This window comes from Fructobacillus sp. EFB-N1, from assembly GCF_001038455.1.
GTDB classification, from domain to species: Bacteria; Bacillota; Bacilli; order Lactobacillales; family Lactobacillaceae; genus Fructobacillus; species Fructobacillus cardui.
Genome location: NZ_LDUY01000056.1, coordinates 1 through 991, shown reverse-complemented (window position 1 = coordinate 991; position 991 = coordinate 1). Strand labels below are relative to the sequence as shown.

General features: G+C 44.4%; 1 protein-coding gene and 1 pseudogene. Both read right to left on the bottom strand.

The features are described 5' to 3' along the window. The coding region (locus FEFB_RS08035; protein WP_047975731.1) for a phage tail protein at positions 1-740 on the bottom strand (740 nt) is incomplete at its 3' end. Next, positions 740-991, bottom strand: a pseudogene (locus FEFB_RS08030) (hypothetical protein); the annotation flags it as partial. The pseudogene FEFB_RS08030 and the gene FEFB_RS08035, both read right to left, overlap by 1 nt.

The following is a 991-nucleotide window of genomic DNA, read 5'->3' as shown; positions in this document are numbered from 1 at the left end:
GTGTCATCACTAGACTGTTCAGTCTGTTCTTGCTCAATTGGCGAACCGATTGGTACTAGGCGAGTGATAATATCTCGGACATCATATTCACGCTTGGCACTTTTCAAGTTTTTACCCAACTTGATTGGTGTATCGATATGTTCGCCAACGCTGGCTAAATACTCCAACACCAGTTGGCCATTACCGTCACGGTGCCAAATTAAAAAGCCGCCTAAGCGACTTACCAATTTATCTTTAATTGTGTCAAATGTATCCTGCGCATCGTCTGTATAACGATAGACATTATCAGTGCTGTTCGTCACAGTCACTCTACCGAGCTGGAAACGTTTGTATGGCTCTACCTGTCGATTGTGTTCATCTACAATCATCTGCAAGAAATCTCGAATCGTGGTGTCTTGGACTTTCCGATAGACTTGCGTGCTGTCATGCAAAAAGGCCAAACAGTCCTCGCATTGCAAGACTTGCGTATGGCTACCGCTGAAAGAGCCGTCAATCTTAACTACACGGCCGTCAAAGACGACCTTGCCCGTATTGGTATCAACTACCTTCACGAGGTTAGCAATCGCTTCTGACTGACGATAGAGGCTGTTCTGCATCGTGATTGTAAATGAGGCTGTTGAGATACCGTTGAACTGCATATCCAACTCGCCTGATATGGCCTTATTACCATAGTTTCGAGGCTCATGTAGAACCTCACCGACCTGGTCATTGGCGTTCTTATATACAATTACTCGGTACATTAGAGCAACACCTCACTTTGAATCACAAATCGAACTGTCGCATTGCCCTTAATCGTCACATGATTATTGCCCCGTTCTAATGAGAACAGATAATCTTTCGATTTATCAGGACTGAACAGATACGAACGACCGTTCTTGATAACCTCGATATTGTCACTCGTCACCACTGTTGGACTAAGGCTATTCTCACCAACGTTCATTAAATCAAGGTCACGCTTTCCGTCAATCTGGTACGAGAATGGCTGAATGAA